Source organism: Microbulbifer okhotskensis (assembly GCF_023895975.1).
GTDB classification, from domain to species: domain Bacteria; phylum Pseudomonadota; class Gammaproteobacteria; order Pseudomonadales; family Cellvibrionaceae; genus Microbulbifer; species Microbulbifer okhotskensis.
Genome location: NZ_JALBWM010000370.1, coordinates 1 through 522, shown reverse-complemented (window position 1 = coordinate 522; position 522 = coordinate 1). Strand labels below are relative to the sequence as shown.

Annotated in this window: 1 protein-coding gene; it reads left to right on the top strand. The window is 58.2% G+C overall.

Annotated elements, in window-relative coordinates:
• On the top strand, nucleotides 1-416 hold a 416-nt coding region (locus tag MO867_RS22555), incomplete at its 5' end, for an ASCH domain-containing protein (protein WP_252473352.1).
• Nucleotides 417-522 lie beyond the last annotated feature (106 nt).

Genomic DNA, 522 nt, shown 5'->3' with positions numbered 1-522 from the left:
ATGAGATAAGCCAGGGAATTACCAAACGAGAAGAACAAGTTTGCTACAGGGCAGACATTCCCTACGTGACCCCCGCCGACGGCGGATGGCGCCCCTCAATCCACATGCCCCGCTGGGCCAGCCGTATCACCTTAGAAATCACGGCTATTCGAATCCAGCGTATTCAAGATATCAGCGAAGAGGACGCAAAAGCCGAAGGTCTGCGCTGGCATAGCCTCTACCGGGAGTGGGGCGGTGTCGAATTACACCCTGATTCTCGGCCGGACCTGCCGCAGTGGCGCTGGTATGACAACCCCGTCGAAGCATTTAAAAACCTGTGGGAATCCATCAACGGCGCCGGCAGCTGGGACCAAAACCCCTGGGTGTGGGTTATTGAGTTTCGCCGAGTGGAACAGCAGGCGGAGATTGCCGCGTGAAACTCTGGCAATCCCTCACCGGTATCGCCGCCCTGATCTTCTGCGGCACCAGCCTCGCATTTACCGTGCAGCTGTGGATATCCATGCCCGCAGGTCTCGGCGGGCA